This window comes from Streptomyces sp. NPDC014894 (assembly GCF_043080985.1).
Taxonomy (GTDB): Bacteria; Actinomycetota; Actinomycetes; order Streptomycetales; family Streptomycetaceae; genus Streptomyces.
In genome coordinates, this window is sequence record NZ_JBIBWD010000019.1 from 77899 (window position 1) to 92749 (window position 14851).

The 14851-nt window shown below is 69.1% G+C and carries 11 protein-coding genes, 1 tRNA gene and 1 other RNA gene; 8 read left to right on the top strand and 5 right to left on the bottom strand.

Annotation, left to right across the window (positions count from 1 at the left end; translation table 11 throughout):
- Window positions 1-118: 118 nt before the first annotated feature.
- Both ACF089_RS32180 and ACF089_RS32185 read left to right on the top strand, forming a co-directional pair.
- Window positions 119-733, top strand: coding sequence for a GNAT family N-acetyltransferase (locus ACF089_RS32180; protein WP_392034472.1), 615 nt, complete (start codon window positions 119-121; stop codon window positions 731-733).
- Window positions 734-1136: 403 nt separating this feature from the next.
- The gene (locus tag ACF089_RS32185) at window positions 1137-2240 is read left to right on the top strand and encodes a hypothetical protein (protein WP_392034475.1); all 1104 of its coding nucleotides are present in this window, start codon (window positions 1137-1139) and stop codon (window positions 2238-2240) included.
- Between the two features lie 30 nt (window positions 2241-2270).
- On the opposite strand, the gene ACF089_RS32190 is transcribed toward ACF089_RS32185, so the two are convergent.
- The 3 genes from ACF089_RS32190 to ACF089_RS32200 form a co-directional block, all read right to left on the bottom strand.
- On the bottom strand, window positions 2271-2630 hold the full coding sequence (locus ACF089_RS32190) for a hypothetical protein (protein WP_392034478.1): 360 nt from the start codon (window positions 2628-2630) through the stop codon (window positions 2271-2273).
- Between the two features lie 389 nt (window positions 2631-3019).
- A complete protein-coding gene (locus ACF089_RS32195; protein ID WP_392034481.1) occupies window positions 3020-4339 on the bottom strand; it encodes a hypothetical protein in 1320 nt (439 codons plus the stop codon).
- Window positions 4336-5568, bottom strand: coding sequence for a hypothetical protein (locus ACF089_RS32200; protein ID WP_392034484.1), 1233 nt, complete (start codon window positions 5566-5568; stop codon window positions 4336-4338). The genes ACF089_RS32195 and ACF089_RS32200 overlap by 4 nt, the downstream gene beginning before the upstream one ends.
- Window positions 5569-6357: 789 nt before the next feature.
- Here ACF089_RS32200 and ACF089_RS32205 point away from each other — a divergent pair.
- The 3 genes from ACF089_RS32205 to ACF089_RS32215 all read left to right on the top strand — a co-directional run bounded on the left by ACF089_RS32205 (window position 6358) and on the right by ACF089_RS32215 (window position 8331).
- Window positions 6358-7122, top strand: a complete 765-nt coding sequence (locus ACF089_RS32205) for a hypothetical protein (protein ID WP_392034654.1) — start codon at window positions 6358-6360, stop codon at window positions 7120-7122.
- A gap of 209 nt (window positions 7123-7331) precedes the next feature.
- On the top strand, window positions 7332-8021 hold the full coding sequence (locus ACF089_RS32210; RefSeq protein ID WP_392034487.1) for a class I SAM-dependent methyltransferase: 690 nt from the start codon (window positions 7332-7334) through the stop codon (window positions 8019-8021).
- Between the two features lie 172 nt (window positions 8022-8193).
- Entirely contained in the window at window positions 8194-8331 is a 138-nt protein-coding gene (locus ACF089_RS32215) for a hypothetical protein (protein WP_392034490.1), read from the top strand.
- A gap of 254 nt (window positions 8332-8585) precedes the next feature.
- Here the strand turns inward: ACF089_RS32215 and aspS are convergent, their stop codons facing one another.
- Together aspS and ACF089_RS32225 are read right to left on the bottom strand one after the other, a co-directional pair.
- Window positions 8586-9896 carry an aspartate--tRNA(Asn) ligase gene (gene aspS, locus ACF089_RS32220; protein WP_392034492.1) on the bottom strand — a complete coding sequence of 437 codons (1311 nt, stop codon included), beginning with the start codon at window positions 9894-9896 and terminating at the stop codon, window positions 8586-8588.
- 458 nt (window positions 9897-10354) lie between these two features.
- Window positions 10355-10442: transfer RNA gene (locus ACF089_RS32225), tRNA-Ser, on the bottom strand.
- Window positions 10443-10538: 96 nt separating this feature from the next.
- Between ACF089_RS32225 and ffs the strand changes: the two genes are divergently transcribed.
- From ffs to purD, 3 genes are all read left to right on the top strand, one after another.
- An RNA gene (ffs, locus tag ACF089_RS32230) (signal recognition particle sRNA small type) lies at window positions 10539-10637 on the top strand.
- A gap of 72 nt (window positions 10638-10709) precedes the next feature.
- A complete protein-coding gene (locus tag ACF089_RS32235; RefSeq protein WP_392034495.1) occupies window positions 10710-13013 on the top strand; it encodes a DNA polymerase III subunit gamma and tau in 2304 nt (767 codons plus the stop codon).
- Between the two features lie 59 nt (window positions 13014-13072).
- Window positions 13073-14386 (top strand): phosphoribosylamine--glycine ligase, encoded by a 1314-nt coding sequence (gene purD, locus ACF089_RS32240; protein ID WP_392034498.1) that lies wholly within the window; start codon window positions 13073-13075, stop codon window positions 14384-14386.
- Window positions 14387-14851 lie beyond the last annotated feature (465 nt).

Genomic DNA, 14851 nt, shown 5'->3' on the forward strand with positions numbered 1-14851 from the left:
TACGACCGGCCCGGCCCCGCGCGACCTCTTCCCGCGCCCGGCCCCGCGCGACCTCTTCCCGCGCCCGGCCACGCGGGCCGGGGCGCACCGGCCCCGCCTCGCAGTCGAAGATCATCGGATGCAGAATGTCGCTGTGGCGATGACGGACATGCCGAGGCCGGCTGTGATCGACGACGCCGGGCAGATCAGCGGTTCCCTGGCCCGCGCCTTCGGCGACGACCCGATGATGTGCTGGCTCTTTCCCCGGGAGTCCTCGCGCGAGACGTCGCTGAGCAGGTACTTCACCACGCTCTTCACCCGGCAGTACATCCGGAGTGCGGTGTGCGAGCGGACTGCGGACGCGGCGGCCTTCTGGATGCCGCCGGAGGCGCGGGACCAGGCCGTTCCCGACGCGGGGACCATCGAGGAGCTGCGGAGCATCCTCGGCGACCGGGCCGACGCGTTCGCGGAAGCCGTTACGGAGGACGCGAAGCACACTCCCCGGGAACCGCACTGGTACCTGGCCCTCATCGGCGCCGACCCGATCGCCCAGGGCACGGGCCAGGGCGCCGCCCTGGTGCGCTCCGGCCTGGCCAGGGCCGACGCCGCCGGCCTGCCCGCCCGCCTGGAGTCCTCCAAGGCTTCCAACATCCCCTTCTACGAGCACTTCGGCTTCACCGTGACCGACGAGGTCCACCTCCCCGGCGGCGGCCCACCCCTCTGGTCGATGCGCCGCGCCCCGGCCGACGCCTGATCAGGTACCGATCGAGTCGGCACCCGACCCGGGCGTGGGCGTTGAGTCGCCCAAGATATGTGCCCGTTGACCTCCGGGTGGCGCACGGAACGGTGGTGCTGCGCTGGTGCCCGTCTCCTGGGTCGGCAGAGACATCCGCCCACAGCCGCCCCAGATGGGTCTGGGGCCCGGATCCTTCTGATGCGCGGCGTTCCCCACGGGCCATTCCCGGCCGCCGCTCCGCCTGTGTCGCAGGGGCGCGTAGCCCAGTAGCGCGAGGTGCGGGTGATGGCGCGAGGGAGCACGTTCGGGACAGCGACGATCTTTCAGTGTCGACGCGAGGATCCCAGGGTGTGGTCTTTTCATAGGACTGGCGATTGACCCGTCACGTGAGGGGCTCTTGAGCGTTGTGAGGGATGTGACTGTGACGGTGCACTCCCCAATCATGGCCTCCAGCGGGCCGTCTCTCTGGCTTCGGCCACTGCGCAAGGCGCTCATGACCCGAGGCTGGTCCGTCGAAGTTCCGGTGACGGAACTGGCCGTGCTCGCCGCAGGCACGGATGCCGCCCGGAGCTTGCGTGCTCACCGGGGCTTTCTCTACGACAGCGACCGGACGGCGGCCCTGGCCCGGCTTCTGGAGGAGTCTCCGGAGGATTTCGGGGCCGTTGGCACGATCGTGCTCGGTGCTGACGAGGTGAACTTGGTTCCAGGAGCCTCGGGGCCGTTCGCGGCGCATCTCCGGGCCGAGGGCGTGGAATGCATCGACGGCCTTCAGCGACTGCGGGTGATCGCTGCGGCGTGTGCCGTGATGGATCCGTCGATGCTGGCCAACACGATCGTCCGGTTGGAGATCCTTGTCGGTGCCGAACGTGAGCGCGCTCGGCGGTTGCATGACACCGCCGACCGGTTCACGAACCTCAGGACGGCCCAGGACAGACTGGTCCGCTGCCCCAACATCGCACGGCTGATGAATGCGAACTGGGAGCGGGGATCCTTTGAGCCCCGTCGGGGTATGACATCCGGCCCGAACGGTCTCTCCTACTCTATGGTCGATGTGACCCGGGCCCTGGCGTGCTTCTCCGGCCCCGGACCTCAGCTCGCTCATGAGGCGTCCACTCCGGAAGGTATGGAGATCCTCTGGGGCGATCAGACGTCGACCTCCTACCGGACTCTTTTCCACTCAGGCATGGAGCCGGTCGGGATCGCGCGCGCGGCGGAGGCATGGTGGATGGCGAACAAGACGCTCGAAGAGCTCCCGCTCTCCCGCCGCTCCTGTGGTCACGGGCACCTGGTCAAGTACGCTCCGCAACTGATTTGCTGGGAGGCTCTCCGCTTCCTGCCCCATGACGAACTACACTCCCCCGCCTCTACTTTTCACTGGGACGAGGCGATCAGGACCTCTGTCAGAGATGCGGTTCTGGCCGCCACGGACCGGTTGATCGCCCGCTACGAATTCCTCATCCCCAAAAAGCATCACTATGTGACGAAGGCTCCGCAGCTCTCCCTGTGGGAGAGCCTGGTGGACTGATGCGAACGGGCATCTGGGCGAGCTAGCCGCTCAACGTCTCTGGGCGGCCCAGTCCGGCCATCGGGGAGTCCATGGCGGCACCGGTGAGGGCGCGTTCGAACCGGCGTGCTCGGTCAGACAGGCGCTCAGCCGCAGGGCCACCGCGTTGCGGAGCGCTGACCAGCTCTCCTCGTCCGCGTTCGGCGCGACCTTCGGGCGTAGATGGGCCCCTCCTTCCTCGGACGAGAACAGAGTGACGTGACCGTCCGGCTGATAGGTCATCCATGGAGATCTGCGGATGGAGTGCGCCAACGACTGAGCTCGGTACTCATAGCCGATGCCCCTGAGCCAGTGGTCGATTTCGTCGAACGTCAGGGGCCTGGGAGAGAAGTTGAGGGTCAGCCAGCTCACTTCGCCGAGAGTGCGCGGACCGGGCAGCGACCCGTGCCGGTACAGCGCATACCGTCCGGGGCCCGCCCAGCAGAATCGGCGGTCTCCGGCGATGGTCGTCGTGGCCGAATGCTCAGGGATGCTTTTCCCGTGAGCGGTCTCGACCAGTTCTACGAGCCCTGATACATCCAGTGGAGCCGCGCTCGCGCAGGCCACCGCGTACAGCAGGTCTCCGTGCCGCCGTCCCAAGGGCCCGAGGCAGGCACAAGCGTCGCCCTCCCACGCGCTGAGGGGTGCGGTGCACGCATCGCATCTCCCGTCCCGGGGACCCCACCGCGGCCGACGCCAGGAGCTGGCGTCGGCCGCGGTGCAGGCGTCCGATTCTGGACCGCGGACATGGACGTCGCCTGTCACTTGCGACTCCAGTCGAGGGCGCCGGAGGTGAGGCCGAAGCTGTCACGAGGCCGGGGAGCTGTCGCGTCGAAATAGCGGAGGACGTCCTCAGCCTCGATCCGTTCGAGATTTCTGACCGCCGCCGCGTCCAGAACGGCGTGTGCTTTGCGCAGGACGTCGCGTGGTTTGCGACTGGATAGGCTGAAGAGGCAGGCGATGGCTTCACGGGTGAAAGGGAAGAGTTCGTCGTCGGACCGCGATGCCTCGGGCTTCGTCGCAGCCACCAGATATGGCCTGAGCAATTGGGCGGTTTGCTCTGCGTCGCGAAGCGGGGAGAGCTTCACCGTACTCCGCTCGTTCTGGTCGGTGAGGGTGAAGCTCGGCAGATCGGCTAGGTCCCAAGCGGCGCCGATGGTGAGGGCGGCCCGGGGATGCATGGTCATAATCACGGTCACCATGTCAGCCATGGGCAGCGTTTCCACGATCACGTCCCGGAATCTCTCGATCTCCAGATCGCGTTTCGCCTTCGCCGTCGTGGTGCTCGCCAGGTCTTCCAGCTGATCACAGAAGAGGAGTACATGCTTCACTCCGGCCGCTGCCGCGAACAGCAGGAACGTCGCCATGTGAACCGCCCCGTTACGGGAACGGGTGGTGGGGCTGACTCGCATGAGGTAGTCGGCGGCGTCCGCCGGATTGCTTGAACAGAGTGCGGCGATCAGTTTCTCATCGGGTGGACCGAGGGTCCTGCCGCGCAGGGCCCGGTGGCCGTTGACCACTGTCGCTGCCAGCTCCTTTGCATCGGTGGTGTGGGCGGTGGAGATCAGTTCCTGTCGGAGCCGGCCGACGAGAGTCGTCCCATCCTTCGCCACGGTGGCCACCGCGTACTCGACAGCGGCGAACAGCACCGCGCCGAGCGTCCTCACCTGTGCCGTGTCGAAGCCTGCCAGCAGGCAACAGATCGGGATCTCGGCGGCGTCCTCCTCATCCAGGCCCGCCGACAAGTACACCTTTGCGCCGAATTGATCGTTAATCTCTCTTGCCACATGCTGCATCAGCACCGACTTACCGAAGCCTCGAGCATCGAAATCGCTCGCAGTCGCACCCTCCGACCATAGGAATCCAAATTTCAGACCTGAATGGGACATCCCCAGGACGAACTTGTCGATTACTTGGCGCAGCTGTTCAGCGTGCACATCGGGTTCGTACAGAAGACCGTTCTCCCTGGCGTCCGCGCCCCCGATTCGGGCCACGCCAGTGGCTGGGAAGGGGTTATTGCGGAACTTCCACATATTCTTGATCCAGAGCAGCCCCGGCTGCGGCTGGGCCTCGCCCGTCATGCGGAGATCTCCTCGTTCCGGCCCTCGTTGTAGACGCGCATCACGTGGTAGGAGCGGTGCCCGGAGGCGGTCGTCAGGACCAGTGGCTTGGTGGAACGCGGCGTCCTGCCGCCCGACGCGCCGTCGAGGTGCACCTTGAAACCGAGGCCGGGGATTTCACCACGAGCAGCCGCTGTCAGGGCGGCGTCGAACTCTCCGTCGCTGATGCGGCGTTCCCAGCAGACGGCGGCCCTGATCCTCCACACCGGCAGGAACATATCCTGGGCCGCGAGCTGCTCTACCGCACGCCAGACGACGGGCAGGATCTCCATGGCCGCCCTGCGCGTTTCATCGCCCACCGCGCGCCGGAAAACGGTCGCGGGTCCGCTGCCGATGACATCGGCGGTTTTCCAGATGCGCAGCGCGGACGGTCCGGGCACGTAGTAGCTGAAGTTGGCGAGCCCCAAGAACCGCGTCCATCGGCGGAGCAGTTCATGGCTGACGTAATCCAGTGGGTAGCCCGCAGCCGTGAAAGCGAGCCGGACAGCCGCTTCCTCGCACAGGGCGACGAGCCGTTTGCGGCTGTTGGCCTCCTTGCGTCGTTTCTCCTGCGCGGCGGGCTCGGTCTCCGCCTTCGCCCGCCGCGCGTCCCGGCACACGGCCCGCGACACATAGCCGCGCAGCGCTTCCTCGATGACCTCGGGCGAGGCGGACCAGCCCAGATCGTCTGTACGGGCCTTCTTGACCAGGTGAGCCACGAAGCTGGACAGATGATCTGTGTGATCCCGTTGTGAGGCTTCCTCGGCCCTCATCAGAGGGATGGTCAGATGATCCGCGGTGCTGTCCGGTCTGGCTCCGACCAGCCGCAGAAATGCCTCGAACTGAGGATGTGCTTCGATCAGAACTCCCGCGAGGGCATTGAAGCCGTCCAGCGGCTCGCGTGTGACCAGCCGGGTCCATTCCCGACCGGCCGGCGTCATGGTGAGCACCACATCCGCGTGGGCGGGTGCCGAACTCGGCGTGGAGGGCAGATCGTGTCGCTCCACCCAGTCGAGTCGCATCAACTCCTTCAGCGCTACGACCGTGCTGCGGAAGTACGCCTTCTCGTCGCTCCGGCGCTTCTCCCACTTATCGGCATCGAAGGCCCCGACGGTGTCGTTCTCCTGGGCAAGGAGCCTGGCCCGGTCGAAGACGTCCAGACGGATCTGGTCGAACGGCTTGCCCGCGTCCACGGCCAGTGCGGTGGTCACCAAGTAGGTCAGATCCTGCAGTCGGGGGACACCCGCCGTTCTCACGCTCACGGCGTCACCGGTCCGCACAAGCTCCCCGTCCACCGAACGCACCGTGTGGGCTCCGGCGGGCTGCCGCCGAGTGAGCCATGCCTCGGTGGGCGGCGGCCCATCGGGCAAGGAAAGAACCTGCGCATCGTCTATGGCTCCAAAAGTTTGGCTCCTCAATGGGCACGAGGAGGCTTGGTAAAAAATAATTTCTCACGGCTCTCACTTTTTTGTCGGATGCAAGGCGCCCCCTGTCTAAAGTTCACACCAATTCATCTCCCGCCATTCAGGGGAAATGAAACGAACATTCGAAGTGTCGATAAGGGTTCGATTGGAGGTGATTTTGTGTGGCCCTTTGAGCCTATCGAAAGGGTCGGCTCGTATTCCCGGGACTGAGGCGTTCGCCGTACCGTTCCCATGGCACCGGGGCCGGTACGCGTAAGGACCCTCGTTCGAACCGGTGCCCGACGGCCTGTCTGATGCGGAGGCGCTCTTCGTATCACCGGGCCGATCGCCCGCTCTTTCCTCCACCGAACGTCTGCCGGCCCCGGGGTCAGTGATCTCGTCTGCGGTCCGCATTCGACGGACGGCCGTCTGAGGCAACGACCAAGGCTCGGCACCGCCATGAGGCTCATGGCTCCGTGCGCACCGGCCGACCGCTGGCTCATGCGGCTGTGCCCTGGTCACCCACCCCCGCCGCATCTGGGCAGCGCGCTGCCCGAAATCACTCACAAGAGAGGTGAGCAAGTGACTGCCGCAAAAATGAATTTGATCGAACACAAGGCGATCGGCAACGAGATCGTCACTGTCGAACTGCCCGCGGCGTTCGATCCCGGCTGGAACCGTCTTCCCGGCCTGAAGGTCGATGGACGGTGCATCAGCGTCGATCCGGACGAGTACTTCTTCCGATTCGAGTCCCACACCTGGCTCGTGGCGGACTGGAAGCTCGTCAAGTCAGAACTGTTGCCCGCGGAGGAGACTGCGGCCAGCGCGGTGGAGCAGATGGCGCTCGACTTCATCAAGCGGTACGCGGTCTCCACATCGGACCCGGCCCGAGTGCTCTCCACCGCGTACCAGGTCTATACGTACCTCTTCCGCGATGAGCATCTCCCGACTCTCGGGCTTCCGCAGGTCACGCCCGACCACTTGCGGATGCTGCGCGAGGCCGCCACGCTGATGGCGCTCAACAAGGTCGAGTTGGATGGGCACATCTCCAACGTCGGCCCCTGCTGGTTCTTCCCCGCGGCGACATCAGTCGTCTTCGGCCTGGACGACAGCGTGGGCGCGATGCTCGACGAGATCTACCACGGGGGATGGTTCAACGAATACCGACGCATCGAGTCCATCAAGGCCCATGCGGCGCTCGGCGGCCGACTTGTCCACGGGTGCCAGTCCGTGCCCGACCAGACCGGCGGAGTCGTTGCCCCCTACGGCGCCTCCATGGCCGTCTTCCGCGATGAGCTGAGCGAGTTCAAGGCAGGGTGGATCGAGCAGGTCTATGCCCACCGGGTGACGGACGAGGCATGAGATAGGGCCCAAAAAGCCGACGGGATGGACGTGTTGAGGTCATGGTCCTGAGCAAGTCCCAGTGACTCGTGGCGGGCCGGCGGCTCTTTCACCGGCCCGCCCTCCCCCCGCCGACTTCTTCGCCTCCCTTTACGCGACTCCCGCGCCGTCGTGTGGAGCGCACCACCTCACGTGTCTAAGCCCACCGTTCGTTCACAACGGAGACGTGAATGATCAGCTTGTCCTCTCCTTGGCACGCCTACGCGGCTCAGGCTCGAGACCAGCCCCCCGGCCCCTCTCCGGTACCGCCGCGGCTGGAGTGGGGCACCTGCCCCGGTATCGGTCCCGGCGTCGGGGCGTTCGGCCGGAGTGTACGGAACCTTCCCCTCCTGGACCTCGGCTGTGGCAGCGGCCACAGTGCGGCGTATCTGGCTGGCCGGGAACGCGCGAACGTCACCGCGCTGGACATCGTCGATCTTCAGATCCGCCGGGCTCGCGATCGCTATGGACATCTGCCGGGAGTCACCTATCTCACGAGCGACGCGCTGCGATTCCTCCGTTCCGGAGGTGAACGGTTCGACGCCGTCTATTCGGTCTTCGGCGCGGTGGGCCTTGCCGATCCTGAGATCCTCCTGCCGGCGATCGCCCGTCGGCTCAATCCGTACCGGCCTCTGGCCTTCTCCGTTCCTCATCCCCGCCGCGGCGGCCGGTCGACCCTGACCGTGCCTCGCGCCCGTACGGACTTCCTGGCCCTCCCCGACGGGACCCGTCGCCCTGTCGCCCGTTGGGATCTTGACATCCCCCAGTGGTCGGCGGCTCTGGCCCGTGCCGGCTTTCGCCTCTGCCAGACACAGGAACTCAATGACCCCAGACACACCCATGGGCCGTCAACTCTCCTGATCACTGCCCGAAAATTCTGAGGGATCCGCCCGGTCGAACACGGCAGAGCCTCCCGCCGACCGGGCGCTACCGAGGTTCGCCCTCCACACGCTCTCCGACTGTCCTCCTGACTGTTCGGGGCGGTCGGTTAGGGCCCTGAGTTGCGTCGGGGCAGTTCCTCGGCGAGCTGTCGGACCCCGTTGAACATCGTCGATGAGCCCAGCGGAGAGCGAGGTATCCGGTAATCCGAAGTGCGGTCCGGCCGAAGCGGCCGACGTGGGCGAGACCACCGGTGAGCACCTGTCCGAGCACGACCGCCCGGACCACCAGCACCTCACCACGCCGCCGTGAAACCAGCTGGGGAATCACTCCCCGGCGCCTCACTGGTCACCACCGAGTCGGCGCTCGCCATGAGCGTCATCCTCTCCCACAGCGAACTGTGCCTCCGAGGTCGCTTTGTCCCAGTGGGAGCCGGCACTGTGGTCCCGTTGGGACAGGAACCCCGGCGAGGCAGGGACGTGTGACCTGTGCCATGTCCGCCACTGACGCCGCGCCCCCCGGCGCGAGGCGTTTCGCCCTTACCGGGGGACGCGGCCTGCGGCCGACTACGGCGTCAGCCGGTTCGGCCCGCGGAAGAGGAAGCTCGCCTCGCGGATCGAGTCCAGGCCGAGCATCACCATCAGCACCCGCCCGAGCCCCATGCCGAGCCCGCCGTGCGGAGGGCATCCGTAGCGGAAGGCGTTCAGATAGTCCCGCAGCGGTTCGGTGGTCATCCCCTTCTCGGCGGCCTGTTCCACCAGCACGTCGTACCGGTGCTCACGCTGTGCGCCGGTGGTGATCTCCAGGCCCTTCCAGAGCAGGTCGAAGCTGAGCGTCACGCTCGGGTCGTCGGCGGGCCGCATGTGGTAGAAGGGCCGGATGCCGACCGGGTAGTGCGTGATGAACACGAATTCGTGCCCGGTGGCCTCCTCGACGCGGGCCGAGATGCTCCGTTCGCCCTCCGGGTCCAGGTCGTCCTTGACTCCCTCCGGGTCCCAGCCGCCCTCGCGCAGGAGCTGGTGCGCCTCGGACATGGTGATACGGGGGAAGGGGACCGTGGGGACGGCCACCTCGACGCCGAAGCGCTCGGCGATCGCCTCACCGTGGGCGTCGGCGACCTTCGCGATCGCGTGGGCGAGCATCCGCTCCTCGAACGCCATCACGTCCTCGACGCCGTCGATCCAGGCCAGCTCCACATCGACGCCGGTGAACTCGGTGGCGTGCCGGGACGTGAACGACGGTTCGGCACGGAAGACGGGCCCGATCTCGAAGACCTTGTCGATCCCGGCGGCGATCGCCATCTGCTTGTAGAACTGCGGCGACTGCGCCAGGTAGGCGCTCCGGCCGAAGTAGCCCAGCTCGAAGACCTCCGCGCCGGACTCGGAGGCGGCGCCCATGAGTTTGGGGGTGTGCATCTCCGTGGCCCCGTGCGCGTACGCGTACTCGCGCATGCCCTGCTCCAGGGTGGTCTGCACGGCGAACACCAGCTGGGCGGCGGGCCGGCGGCGTACGTCCAGGAACCGCCAGTCCAGTCGCTGCTCCAGGCCGGTGTGCTCGTCGATCGGCAGCGGGGCGGCGGCCGGGTTCAGGATCTCGACCCTCTCGGGGACGATCTCCAGACCGCCGAGCCTGACCTGCGCGGCGTCGACGACCCGGCCGGTGACGCGGACGGCGGACTCGGGGGTGAGGGATTCGAGCCGGGCCTCCAGCGGCCCGCCGTCGCGCCGGTGGGTCACCTGCACCATGCCGGTGCCGTCCCGTACGACGACGAACTGCATCGTGCTCTGCAGGCGGAGCGTGTTCACCCACCCGCAGACGGACACCGTGCGGCCCATGCTTTCCCGCAGGTCGGAGACGTGTACGCGGCTGTGGATCATTTCGGTCCTCCGAAGGACGTCGTCATGATCCCTTGGGAGTGCGGGCGAGAAGGGCGACTCGCGGTACCACCGCACTTTCGCCGCCGAGTGAGGCGGCCTCGTTCGGGCCCGATGACGGGGGCCGGCCGACGGGGCATTGGACCACCGGACGGGGTCGTTCCTCCCCGCGCTCAGGAGGGTCTTCACCCCGGGGCGCGAGACCGCCTTCCCAGCTTCCGGCGGCTCTCTCCACTCGCGTGAGCCCTGGCTACTCGTCTCCGTCTACGCGTTGCCGAGGAGAGTACGGACCGGCGACCGCGCCCGCAATCACATAACGGCGCGGCGCCGGACGGACCGGAGGCCGGGGGCACGGCCAAGGGCTTGTCCGGCGCTCGTGGAACATCCCGTATCGCGACCAGAAACGTCGAAGGCCCCCATCTCGCGATGGGGGCCTTCGACGTTAGTGCCCGGTGAGGCACTGGCGGAGGATACGAGATTCGAACTCGTGAGGGGTTGCCCCCAACACGCTTTCCAAGCGTGCGCCCTAGGCCACTAGGCGAATCCTCCGCCGCAAACAATACAAGACGTTGAGGGATGCTCGCGAACCCGTTCCCGCCCCCGGCCACCGGTTCGTTTCCACCCCTCGCCATCGGGTACCCTGTGCGGAGCCCCTCACGTGGCGCTATCTGACTGAACTCCCCCAGGGCCGGAAGGCAGCAAGGGTAGGTCGGCTCTGGCGGGTGCGTGGGGGGCGCTTGCGTTCGCGGGGTGGTGTGGGGGAGGCGGGGCCGGGAGCGGGGACGGTTGTCGGTGGGTCCCGATAACCTCGTAGATGTGTCGTCCCTTGCGCTCTACCGCCGATATCGTCCCGAGTCCTTCGCCGAGGTCATCGGGCAGGAGCATGTCACCGACCCGTTGCAGCAGGCCCTGCGGAACAACCGGGTCAATCACGCGTATCTGTTCAGCGGGCCGCGAGGGTGCGGGAAGACGACCAGTGCGCGCATTCTCGCCCGCTGTCTGAACTGTGAGCAGGGGCCGACGCCCACTCCCTGCGGGGAGTGCCAGTCCTGCCGCGACCTGGCGCGGAACGGGCCGGGGTCGATCGATGTCATCGAGATCGACGCCGCCTCGCACGGTGGCGTGGACGACGCGCGCGATCTGCGGGAGAAGGCGTTCTTCGGGCCCGCGAGCAGCCGGTACAAGATCTACATCATCGATGAGGCCCACATGGTCACCCCGCAGGGCTTCAACGCCCTGCTGAAGGTGGTCGAGGAGCCCCCGGAGCATCTCAAGTTCATCTTCGCGACCACCGAGCCCGAGAAGGTCATCGGCACCATCCGGTCGCGCACCCATCACTACCCCTTCCGGCTGGTCCCCCCGAGCACCCTGCGCGACTATCTGGGCGAGGTCTGCGGCAAGGAGCGGATCCCCGTCGCGGACGGGGTGCTGCCGCTGGTCGTGCGGGCCGGGGCCGGATCCGTGCGGGACTCGATGTCGGTGATGGACCAGCTGCTGGCCGGCGCGACCGAGGAGGGTGTGACCTATGCCATGGCCACCGGTCTCCTCGGCTACACCGACGGCTCCCTGCTCGACTCCGTCGTGGACGCCTTCGCGGCGGGCGACGGCGCGGCCGCGTTCGAGGTCGTGGACCGGGTCATCGAGGGCGGGAACGATCCCCGGCGCTTCGTCGCCGATCTGCTGGAGCGGCTGCGGGATCTGGTGATCCTGGCCGCCGTGCCGGACGCGGCGGAGAAGGGGCTGATCGACGCCCCGGTCGACGTCGTGGAGCGCATGCAGGCGCAGGCGTCCGTCTTCGGCGCGGCCGAGCTGAGCCGGGCCGCCGATCTGGTCAACACCGGGCTCACCGAGATGCGCGGGGCCACCTCCCCCCGGCTTCAGCTGGAGCTGATCTGCGCGCGGGTGCTGCTGCCCGCCGCCTTCGACGACGAGCGTTCGACCCAGGCCAGGCTCGACCGGCTGGAGCGCGGGGCGGCGGCCCGCCCGGCCGCCGGCCCGGCGCCCGTCTTCTCGGCCGGTCCGCCCGGCCCGGCGAGTCCGCCCGTGGGGTACGTCCCCGGCCCGGAGGCCGCCCCGCACATGCCGGGCCCCGACGGCCCCGTCGCGCCTCCCGTACAGGCACAGCCCGCGCCGCCGCAGCCCGTACAAACACAGCCCGTACAAACACAGCCCGGACAGGCACAGCCTGCGCAGGCCGAGGCTCCCGTCGAGCCGCCGCAGTCGCAGGAGTCCGCCGCGCCCCGGCCGGGCGCGTGGCCCGCCGCGTCCACCCCCGCCGCGCCCGCCGCCGCGCCCGCGCCCTCAGCGCCTGCCGCTCCCGCCTCCGCTCCCGAGGCCCGGCGGCCCGGTGGCTGGCCCACCGCCTCCACTCCGGGTCAGGGCCCCCGGCCCGCCTCCCCGACGCCCGCCCCCGCGGCCCAGCCGCAGGCCCCGGCGGCCCAGCCGCCCGCCGCGCAGGCGCCCGGCATGGCCCAGGGCGCGGCGCAGGTCCGCAATATGTGGCCGGAGATCCTGGAGGCCGTCAAGAACCGCCGGCGCTTCACCTGGATCCTGCTCAGCCAGAACGCGCAGGTGACCGGCTTCGACGGCACCACCCTCCAGATCGGCTTCATCAACGCGGGCGCCCGGGACAACTTCTCCGGCAGCGGCAGCGAGGACGTGCTGAAGCAGGCGCTCGCCGAGCAGTTCAACGTGCAGTGGAAGATCGAGGCGATCATCGACCTCTCCGGAGGTTCCGCCGGACCCGGCAGCGGGGGAGGCGGCGGTGGCGGCGGCTTCGGCGGCCGGCCGCCCCAGCCCGCGCCCCCCTCCCCGTACTCCCCGCAGTCCTCCGGGGCCCCCGCACCGCAGCAGTACCAGCAGTCGCCGCCCCAGACGCCCCCGGCGCAGGCCCCGGCCCAGCCCGGACCGCGGAGCGCCGGGTCCGCCGGGCAGCAGACCGGCCCCGCCGAGCCGCCGCGCGCCGCGCCCGCCCCGGCGCACAGCCCGCCGCCGGTCTCCCCCGAGGACGACGTCCCCGAGGACGACGACCCCGATCTCGTCGACTCCGCCCTCTCCGGGCACGACCTGATCGTGCGCGAGCTGGGCGCGACCGTGGTGGAGGAATACACAAACGAGTAAAGGGGGCGGGTTAGGAGGGGAGTACAGTCCCGGCGGCGTCGGCGGTTAGGCTGACTGCCGTGAAGGTCCTCGTCATCGGCGGCGGCGCCCGCGAACACGCCCTGTGCCGCTCTCTGTCCCACGACCCCGACGTCACCGCTGTGCACTGCGCGCCGGGCAACGCCGGCATCGGCGAGGTCGCCGAACTGCACCCGGTCGACGCGCTGGACGGCGACGCCGTCGCCCGGCTCGCCCTCGAACTGGAGGCAGGACTCGTCGTCGTCGGCCCTGAGGCGCCGCTCGTCGCCGGGGTCGCCGACGCCGTGCGCGCGGCCGGCGTGCCCTGCTTCGGCCCCTCCGGCGAGGCCGCCCGGCTGGAGGGCTCCAAAGCCTTCGCCAAGGACGTGATGGCCGCGGCCGGCGTGCCCACCGCCCGCAGCTACGTCTGTACGAACCCCGAGGAGATCGACGAGGCGCTCGACGCCTTCGGCGCTCCCTACGTCGTCAAGGACGACGGCCTCGCGGCCGGCAAGGGCGTCGTCGTCACCGACGACCTCGCCGCCGCCCGCGAGCACGCCGTCGCCTGCGGCCGGGTGGTGATCGAGGAGTATCTCGACGGCCCCGAGGTCTCCCTCTTCGCCATCACCGACGGCGAGACCGTCCTCCCGCTCACCCCCGCCCAGGACTTCAAGCGCGCCCTTGACGGCGACGAGGGCCCCAACACCGGCGGCATGGGCGCGTACTCGCCCCTGCCCTGGGCCGACCCCAAGCTGGTCGACGAGGTCATGACCACCGTCCTCCAGCCCACCGTGGACGAGCTGCGCCGCCGGGGCACCCCCTTCGCGGGACTGCTGTACGCGGGTCTCGCGATCACCTCGCGCGGGGTGCGGGTCATCGAGTTCAACGCCCGCTTCGGCGACCCGGAGACCCAGGTCGTGCTGGCCCGGCTGCGCACCCCGCTCGCCGGGGTGCTGCTGCGCGCCGCCAACGGCGCGCTGGACGACCAGCCGCCGCTGCGGTGGCTCGACGAGGCCGCGGTCACCGTGGTCGTCGCGTCCCACAACTACCCGGACACCCCGCGTACCGGCGACCCGATCGAGGGCCTGGACGAGGTCGCGGCGCGGGACGCCCCGCACGCGTACGTCCTGCACGCCGGCACCCGCCGGGACGGCGACGCGGTCGTGAGCGCGGGCGGCCGGGTGCTCTCCGTCACCGCGACCGGACGGGATCTGCGACAGGCGCGGGAGCGCGCGTACGCGGCGGTGGACCGGATCCGTCTGGACGGGTCCCAGCACCGCACCGACATCGCCCGCGAGGCGGCGGAGGACGCTGAGGCGGCCGGGGCCGATGGGCCCGCCGGGGCAGCCGGGATCGCGGAGGCAGCCGGGGCGTGAGCCGGACCGGGCGCGGGGCGGGTACGCGAGTCGGCGGGCCCGTCCCGTCGGCCGTCCCGCCCCTGTGCCGCCGGGTGTACGGGACGGCCGGGGCGCGGCGGCGACGCGGCCCGGGCGGACCCTTGTACCCCTCCGGCCCGTCCCCGCACCTCGCAGGACCCGCTGAACCCGCAAGCCCCGCCGGACCCGAAAGCCCCGCCGGATCCGAAAGCCCCGCCGGACCCGCCGAGCACACAGAACACCCGCAGCTCAGACGCCCCACAGCCCCCACCCGGTCCATCCGGCGCGGAAGTGGACAGCCGCTGCCCCACACCCGCCAGCACCTTTACCCAAAGCCATTCCATCGAGTGACGGCTGAGCCATCCGGATGACGCCCGGCGAACCCCCAACTAGGGTGCGGCGGAGGCGTTCCGGCACTTGGCCCACCGGCATTGCGATGTCAGTGGCGGGTGCCACAGTGGGGGA